Origin of the sequence: Synechococcales cyanobacterium T60_A2020_003, from assembly GCA_015272205.1 — a bacterium.
Classification (GTDB): Bacteria; Cyanobacteriota; Cyanobacteriia; order RECH01; family RECH01; genus JACYMB01.
This window is the reverse complement of sequence record JACYMB010000169.1, coordinates 1-8,419: the sequence shown is the minus strand read 5'-3', so window position 1 is coordinate 8,419 and position 8,419 is coordinate 1. Positions and strand designations below refer to the sequence as shown.

At 51.8% G+C, this 8,419-nt stretch carries 9 protein-coding genes; 1 reads left to right on the top strand and 8 read right to left on the bottom strand.

From position 1 onward, the window contains the following. Nucleotides 1–176: IS5/IS1182 family transposase (locus tag IGR76_09030; GenBank protein MBF2078650.1), on the top strand; the 176-nt coding region annotated here is incomplete at its 5' end. Nucleotides 177–322: 146 nt separating this feature from the next. Here the strand turns inward: IGR76_09030 and IGR76_09025 are convergent. The 8 genes from IGR76_09025 to IGR76_08990 form a co-directional block, all read right to left on the bottom strand. Then, nucleotides 323–787: an Hsp20/alpha crystallin family protein gene (locus IGR76_09025; protein ID MBF2078649.1), complete on the bottom strand. Its 465-nt coding sequence runs from the start codon at nucleotides 785–787 to the stop codon at nucleotides 323–325. 165 nt (nucleotides 788–952) lie between these two features. After that, entirely contained in the window at nucleotides 953–2,569 is a 1,617-nt protein-coding gene (locus IGR76_09020; GenBank protein ID MBF2078648.1) for an RluA family pseudouridine synthase, read from the bottom strand. Between the two features lie 5 nt (nucleotides 2,570–2,574). Beyond that, a complete protein-coding gene (locus IGR76_09015) occupies nucleotides 2,575–3,660 on the bottom strand; it encodes an ABC transporter ATP-binding protein (GenBank protein MBF2078647.1) in 1,086 nt (361 codons plus the stop codon). Between the two features lie 65 nt (nucleotides 3,661–3,725). Further along, nucleotides 3,726–4,613, bottom strand: coding sequence for a carbohydrate ABC transporter permease (locus IGR76_09010; GenBank protein MBF2078646.1), 888 nt, complete (start codon nucleotides 4,611–4,613; stop codon nucleotides 3,726–3,728). Nucleotides 4,614–4,625: 12 nt separating this feature from the next. Then, nucleotides 4,626–5,552, bottom strand: a complete 927-nt coding sequence (locus tag IGR76_09005; GenBank protein ID MBF2078645.1) for a sugar ABC transporter permease — start codon at nucleotides 5,550–5,552, stop codon at nucleotides 4,626–4,628. A gap of 63 nt (nucleotides 5,553–5,615) precedes the next feature. Further along, nucleotides 5,616–6,956, bottom strand: a complete 1,341-nt coding sequence (locus IGR76_09000) for an ABC transporter substrate-binding protein (GenBank protein MBF2078644.1) — start codon at nucleotides 6,954–6,956, stop codon at nucleotides 5,616–5,618. 514 nt (nucleotides 6,957–7,470) lie between these two features. Continuing rightward, entirely contained in the window at nucleotides 7,471–8,118 is a 648-nt protein-coding gene (locus IGR76_08995; protein MBF2078643.1) for a hypothetical protein, read from the bottom strand. A gap of 125 nt (nucleotides 8,119–8,243) precedes the next feature. Beyond that, the coding region (locus IGR76_08990; GenBank protein MBF2078642.1) for an IS5/IS1182 family transposase at nucleotides 8,244–8,419 on the bottom strand (176 nt) is incomplete at its 5' end.

The following is an 8,419-nucleotide window of genomic DNA, read 5'->3' as shown; positions in this document are numbered from 1 at the left end:
GCTATCATCGTCGTTCGATTGCTGAAACTACCATGTTCCGCTTTAAGACTATTTTTGGGGGCAATCTCAGTGCACGTCAATTTGACAATCAAGCCGTGGAATTGTTCATCAAATGTGTTGCGCTCAACCGCATGATTCAGATCGCTAAACCCGATAGCTACAAGGTTGAAGGTTAATACCAGGACACTCTCAAGGCGAACCTGACCGTTTTTCTAATCATGCAACAAAGCCCTTCTATAATGAAAACTCCTTCTCCCACTATAGGAGAAGGAGTCTAGTTAGTCACTGGTTAACATTGCATGTTAGACGCTGAGCTTATGCACTATTGTTCTGTGCTAGGGAGGGGTTCTGGAGTCCCGACGCTGATCTTCACAGCGCGATCGCGAGCCTCTTCAGCTTTGGGCAATGTCAAGGTCAAAACTCCATCTTTGTACTCAGCCGTTGTGTTCTCGTTTTGTACCTCTGTGGGCAACGAAATGGTGCGAGCAAACGATCCATACCGGAATTCGGAGCGGAAGTAGCCCTTTTCTTCCGTTTTCTCTTCTACTCGTCGTTCACCCTTCAGGACGACCGCTTGACGCATAACGCTGATGTCTAGGTCTTTCGCGTCAATGCCTGGAATTTCAGCTTTCAACGTTAGGTGTTCGCCCTCGTCGGATAGCTCAATGGCGGGTGCGGAGATAACGGTCGATGGGGTTTCCCAATGGGTGACTTCATCGAACAAGCGATCCATTTGGCGACGCAAAACGTCAATATCAGAGAAGGGTTGCCAACGAATAAGTGTCATACGAACCTCCTTCTAATCTTTCCACAATTTCTACCTTCGCGTTCGTTGCGTGATGATGTAGACGATGACGTAGCTATCGTTCACACCTATATCTTCGCTCTATTTAGAATCAGTAGGGATACGCAAAACCGAACTGAGCTGGTAAGGAATAGCGAACTGAGAACTCTAAAATGGAGTTTTGGCATAGAGGCGTAAAGCCTTTTCAGTTAAGGGATGACAGACTTCCAGTTCACGGGCATGGAGATGTAGTCGGGAGGTAGAAGTCCCATTTCCATAGAGGCGATCGCCCACAATCGGAATTCCCAATCCTTGGGGGGCAGCGGCGTGAACCCGTAGTTGGTGAGTGCGTCCGGTTAAGGGTACAAACTCGATACGAGTCTGATCCTGCGTTCGTTCTAGAACTCGATAGTGTGTAATGCTAGGTTTACCGTGGTCATGGTCTACGCATTGGCGAGGGCGATCGCTCGGATTGCCCCATAAGGGAAGGTCAATGGTGCCCTGATCAGCGGTGACGATTCCAGCCAGCACCGCTTCGTAGACTTTGTGAACGTGGCGAGTTTGGAACTGGGCTTGGAGGTGGCGATAGGCATCGGGGTTCGTTGCGAGGAGCAACACTCCAGAGGTGTCCTGATCGAGGCGATGTACAGGAATGAGGGTGTCAGTCTGGGTTCGGCGTTGCAGTCGTGTGATGACACTATCGGCGCGATCGCTCGTGCGTCCGGGCACGGAAAGCAGTCCAGCAGGTTTGTTCACGGCAATGACATACTCATCCTGATAGAGAATCTCGATGGTTACTAAGCCGGATAGCAGAAAGCCCATCATCGGCTGACACCGCTCGGCGCAGGCTCCGTAGAATGCTCCAGCCATGCGAGCGCCCTCCGATGTTCCCCACCAAAATTCCGCCATGGCCAGAGGCCGAAGATAATGCTGGGCGGCATAGTGGAGCAGTTTCGGGGCACAGCAATCTCCGGTTCCGCTGGGGATGCCTTGAGATATCAACTGCAGCAACGGTTGCGCCATGCCCGCAAAATTCAAAACCTGATAAGCGGCGTGGATCTGGGCTTGCAGTTGCCGAGATACCTGTTTGCGTTGGCGTTTGAGGTGATGGATTTCAGCTTGAATCGCCTCCACGGTGTCCCGGAGCGATCGCCCCAGGTCGTCCCGTTCCCGCTTCAGCCGTCGCCGCTCGATGCCATCCTGCCGACTTTGTTCGTCCAGGGCTTCAAGGGCGATCGCTCGTTCTGGTTCTGCTAAGGTTTCCAGAATCGTCTGCCGCTGCTGCTGGCGTGCCTGTTTGCGCTGCTGGTGCTGCTGGGTGATGTGCTGAAGTTTGGTGTCATAATCTGCCATGAGGTCGGCGTACTGCTGCGGTTCGGGTCGCTGTTGCAGGGTCAGCAAGCGTTGGCGAATCTCGTCTAGGGTGGCGAGGGTGCGGGCTTCGTCCTCGGCAACCTGCTCTCGTCCGGTAAGGGGCGGAACCCAGCCAGTCACGGTACGTTCACCGTTCAGTAAACCGGAAAAAGCCTTGAGAACCCGGATCTCTCCGGTCGGCGTTTCCACAAGCAAAATGCCGTACATCTTGCCTTCGCGGGTGTAGCGATCGCCCGTCAGGTGTGCCATTAACGATCGGGCGATCGCCTCGGCTTGGAGGGTGCGCGGCAGGCGAACCAGGAGTCCCGTGGCGGGACAGATGCCTTCATACCAATATAAGGGGCGATCGCCCTCCGGCAACGGCTCGATCTCAAAGTCGTTAAGAGAATGGAAAGACTGGGTGAGATCCATCGTTATTAACGAACGAGGGCATCTCCCGTTTGCACATCAAACCAGTGGAGCTGTTCCGTTGGCAGGGCTAGCTTTAACATCCGATCATCCCAATGTCCGGGCGCTAGGAGCGATCGCAGCACAACGAACTTATCCTCGCCATTGGGAATCCGAACGCTGACTAAATTTTGCATTCCCAAGTTTTCTACCAAAAAGGCTTCAGCCTCTATCACTGTATGAGGCTCCGTTGCCGGCAGGGTCTCGGCCAACTTCACATGATCGGGACGGATGCCCATGACCACGACATCCGGCGGTGTCGGGAGATCCGGTAATGGAATGCGAGCCTTGCCCAGCCGCGCCACCCGGTCTTCACAGGCCAAGGTCAGTAAATTCATCTGCGGACTGCCCACAAATCCCGCTACAAAGCGATTTGCCGGATGATTATAAATCCGTTCGGGGGTGTCCAATTGCTGGATGTAGCCATCGTTGAGAACCGCAACCTTAGTTGATAGGGTCATGGCTTCGGTTTGGTCATGGGTGACGTAGACCACGGGGGTATTTTGCGTTTCAAAGATCTGTTTGAGTTCAGCCCGGACGTGTTCTCGTAGCAGAGCGTCTAGATTACTCAGGGGTTCATCCAACAGCAGCACATCCGACTTCCGCACCAGCGCTCGTCCTACAGCAACCCGCTGTCGCTGCCCCCCGGAAAGCTGTCCTGGCTTGCGTTCCATCAGTCCTTGCAATCCGAGGAACGTGGATACTTCCACAATCCGCCGCGAGATTTCATCCTGGGGCACTTTTTTGAGTTTGAGTCCCGCACTCAGATTTTCGTAGACGTTCATGTGGGGATAGAGGGCATAGCTTTGAAACACCATTGCAATGTTGCGATCGCCCGGTCGCGTGTAGGTAATGTCGCGATCGCCCACTAGAATGCGTCCCTGGGTGGGTTCCTCGAGTCCCGCAATCATTCGCAGCACGGTAGATTTGCCACATCCCGATGGCCCCAGCAGCGTCAAGACTTCCCCATCCTGCACCGTCAAACTGACATCTTTGACCGGAATTACTTTGGGACTAAAGGTTTTGTTTAAGTGGTGGAGTTCGAGGGTAGCCATAGGAGATTTAGATTAACTGAGAATACAAGAACACAGGGATGAGCGATAGAACCGTGCAGAATGGCTTATCCCTTGACCGCTCCAGCCGTCAGCCCTTGAATAATCTGACGCTGAAAAATCAAAACGAGGATGACCAGAGGGATCGTCCCTACCACGGTCGCCGCCGCAATCGGGCCGTAGGGAATTTCAAACACCGACGATCCACCAATCTGCGCTGAGGCGACGGGAATGGTTTTCATATACTCATCCGTAATAAAGGTCAGCGCAAAGATGAACTCGTTCCAGGCCGCGATAAAGGTCAAAATTCCCGTGGTCACGAGGGCTGGCAAGGTCAGCGGTAGCAAGATCTTGATCAGCATTTGCCAAATGGTGTAGCCATCCACCTTCGCGGCGTCTTCTAGATCCTTCGGTAGCTGATCCAAGAAACTCTTCATCACCAAAATTGTCAGCGGCAGGTTAATGGCGGTGTAGGGCAAGATCAAGGCCCAATAGGTATTGCCAATGTTGAGCAGTTGCACAATTTGCAGCAATCCTTGCAAGAGCAAAATGCTAGGAAATAAGGTCACCATCAAAATACCCACCTGCACCCATCGCCCCGCATGGGGACGGAGCCGCGCCAAGGAATAGGCTGCCGGGGTTCCAATGGCGAGACAAACCAGGGTGGTGACAGCAGCGACAAACGTACTATTGAAGATGTAGCGTAGAAACGGCTGCCGACTAAACAACTCAATATAATGTTGTAGCGTTAGCCGCGTTGGGACATAGATATTGGGAATGGCGGCAATATCGGCATTGACCTTAAAGGAGGTGAGTACCTGCCACAGGATTGGGGCTAAACAGAAGATACAAATCGCCGCGATCGCCACCCCAAAGAGAATGCGACCGGGCGTGACCGAAGCAGGTTTTTGGGAATGGGTCGATGCCTGTCTAGATGCCTGTCTGGGAGATGCCATAGATCTATTGTCCTACTGCTGGGTGGAACGCTGACGGAGAAAGAGGAGGCTAAAGCCTAAAATGGCGATCGCCAACAGCAAAAAGGTGACGACTACCTGCGCCGATGCATAGCCAAAATCGAGATACCGCATGGCGTTAGCATAGATATAGAGCGCAATCATTTCAGTTGAGCCACCGGGGCCGCCTGCCGTCATCACCTGAATCAGATCGTAAATCCCAAAGGCTTGGGCGACCCGGAACAGCGTCGCTACCAAAATCTGCGGCATCAGCAACGGCAGCGTAATGTTGACAAAGCTTTGCCACGGAGAGGCTCCATCCAGCGCATGAGCTTCGTACAAATCCTGGGGGATGGCTTGCAGTCCGGCCAGGAGCAGAATACTGATAAAGGGGGTCGTTTTCCAAACGTCGGCAATGATAATGGCAACATTGGCTGTAACAGGTTGTCCCAACCAGTTCACCCCGGTTTCAGTGAGACCTAGGCGCAGCAAAATATCGTTGGCGACTCCGTACTGATCGTTAAAAATCCAGGTCCATGCGAGGGCAATCAATGCGGTTGGCAAGGCCCAGGGAATAATGGCAATGGTGCGTACCGTGCCTCGTCCCCGAAAGCTAGTATTTAAAGCCAGGGCGATCGCCAGTCCTAACATCAGTTCCAGCGTCACCGACACCACTGTAAACCGCACTGTGTTCCAGAAGGTCTGCCAAAAATGACCATCGCCCGCAATCCGTACATAGTTATCTAAGCCAATGAAAACAGGTTCTAGACCCGTTCCCAAATTTTGGGCAAAGAATCCTAGCCAGAACGATCGCAGAATTGGATAGCCAAACACTAACACCAACACCAGCACCGCAGGCAGCAGAAAATAGCTGCCAATCCGTCTTTCTATATCTTGTATGGATGGAGGGTGGGAGGATGATGATCGAGAGTTTCCAGTCATGGGGCTGTCTCAGTCCGTAATAACGTCAGAGGGGAGTCTTCGTCTTTGGTAGGGCATAACTGTTTAAGTGGGCGATCGCCCGTTTTGACCTGCATCCAGAAGCCGTCTGGTTTCTGCTGCTGCTGCTGTCATGGCATCACTGGCGGTCATTTGTCGGGTCAGGGCAGCACTCAGGTAGCGCTGCAAGATATCCGATGCTTGGGCATACTGGGCGATCGGTGGACGCAACACGGCATTATCGATCACGCCCAATAACTCCGGGTAATGACCATATTGAGCCACGACCTCTGGATCGGTGAAAAGGGAACGAACGCTGGGCACATAGCCCGCTTCTAAGATGTATTTTTTCTGGATCTCAGGCCGGGTAATAAACCGCATTAAACGGAGTGCCTCCTCTTTGTGGGTACTCGTTTTTGCAATGCCCAGTCCCCATCCGCCCAAACACGATCCACCGGGATGCCCTGGCGTACCGACTAACGGCATGATCGCAATTTTGCCTTTCACGTTGGAGTCGTCCTGGTTTGCCAGCGGCCAGACATAGGGCCAACTCCGCAGGAAGAGGGCATTGCCGTTTTGGAAAATTCGGCGGGTATCTTCTTCAATGTAGGTGGTCACACCGGGCGGCGACACATCCTCTTGAATGGTGCCCAGCAAAAACTCAACCGCCTCAATCGCTTCCGGTTGATCCAGCCCCACCTCTAAGCTATCGGGATCGACCCAAAATCCGCCAAATCCCTTTAAAACCTCCACGAACATTGCCGAGGCTCCCTCATACTGGCGACCTTGCCACAGATAGCCCCACTGCACTAACCCTTTATCCTGGGCAATCTTTGAAAAGTCTAAGATATCCCCGAACGTAGCGGGAGGATTGAGTCCGGCCTCCGCCAGCAGATCTTTACGGTAGTAAAGCATCCCTGCATCGGAACGAATTGGGATGCGATAGAGCCGACCGTTATACCGCCCCCCGTCCACATCAGGGGCTGAAAAGGCTGAGAGTTCCGCTTCGGAAAACTCAGCCGTTAGATCCTCCAACCAGCCTGCCGCTGCAAACTTTGGCGTCCAAATCACATCCATATAAATGATGTCGTAGGGAGCGTTGCCCAGCAGAAAGGCTGACGTATAGAGATCCTCAATGAGATTGGTGAAATTAGGCCCTTCGACGATATCAAGGCGAATATCTGGATTGGCGGCCTCAAAATCCTTAGCAAGCGTGTTCTTCCAAGCCGGAACGTCGGGTGCCGTCATCAATAGACGCAGGGTCACAGGCTGCTGAGAAACGGCGGGTACGATCGCGATAGAGATACTCACCACAAGGGCGATCAGAACGCTAACGAAACGCAAGGGGCGGCATGATCCTAAACGACGTCTGTTCAAGAGTTGCTTTAGGTTAGAAAGAAAATTCATGAGATCTCGCTTAAATTCTTGCCATGAGCGCTCACGGTAAAAAGTGCGATCGCCCGATGCACTTCTAAATTATGCCTGAGCGGAGAAGGGATGCAGTAATGCAATTTGTGACAAAGTGTAGGTTTGAGCGTAAGTAAAGCAGTCTGCACGGAGGCATATAGCAAAGAGGCGATCGCTCTAAAGCATTGCTATCAGTCACTTTACAGAGTGTCTCCAGTGCTAAACACACCGCATTGCTCAAGACGTAGAGAAAATTAATATTTCTCCAAACCCAACGCAAAAAGAGCCACGCTTTGGCATGGCTCTCATTCACAGACATACGGTCAATAGAATGTTGTGAAGGGCGATCGCACCTTTTATCTATTCACCTTATGGCATCTATAGCAGTGCTTGACACGCTCCTGACACTGCTAACAGGTTGTCAAACTTGATCTATATCAGACGCTCGCTTGAGCGAGATGCCCTATCAAGAAGTGTCTGTGATGCCATAGGCCGTCATCAAAACGGGGTCGCTCTACTGAGCATCTTTCGAGATGCTGTACTGACCAGGCTTAACCCGATACCACTTGTTTTCACTCACTCCAATGGACAAAATATTCAGCAGGCGATCGCGTGCTGCCGTGCGCTCTGCTTTGGGAATGTCAGACGTAAAAATCTTGTCAATCAGGTCAGCGGAACTCATGGCCGTTTTCGGAGAACGAGAAAAGACCGTCTCTACAACTTCGGTAAGTGCCATATCTTTGAACTCATCATGCAGGTAAGACTGCCATCCTGCATTATTACGCTTCAGCACTCTGCCACTGGATGCCTTTGCCGCTTTCTTCGTAGAGGGCTTTGCTGTGGCCTTAGGAGCTTTCGTGGATTTTGCTGGTCCACGCGCTGTTTTACGAACAGGTGCTGCTGATTTAGGTGCTGCACCGTTGGTATCCGCAGATGATGATACAGATGCTGAAGTCGTTGCCGTTGCTTTAGCTACCTTCGTTGACTTTGTCTTGACCGGAACGATTGAGCCGTCACCGCACACCACATCGATGGTGGTTTCAATACTCTCAATACCCTTCCGAATCTGTTCGAGTTGCGCTAAAACCTCTTGTTCTTGGGCAAGAAGTTTCGCCTTTGCATCCAGTAAATTTTGTTGAACAATACTTGAAGCATCTGCCATAGGTTTGTCCCTTCTACGCAGGTGTATGTCATTATTGTATGCGCTTCAAAGAGTATTTAACACATAATCTGGCTTTGTTGCATGATTAGAAAAACGGTCAGGTTCGCCTTGAGAGTGTCCTGGTATTAACCTTCAACCTTGTAGCTATCGGGTTTAGCGATCTGAATCATGCGGTTGAGCGCAACACATTTGATGAACAATTCCACGGCTTGATTGTCAAATTGACGTGCACTGAGATTGCCCCCAAAAATAGTCTTAAAGCGGAACATGGTAGTTTCAGCAATCGAACGACGATGATAGC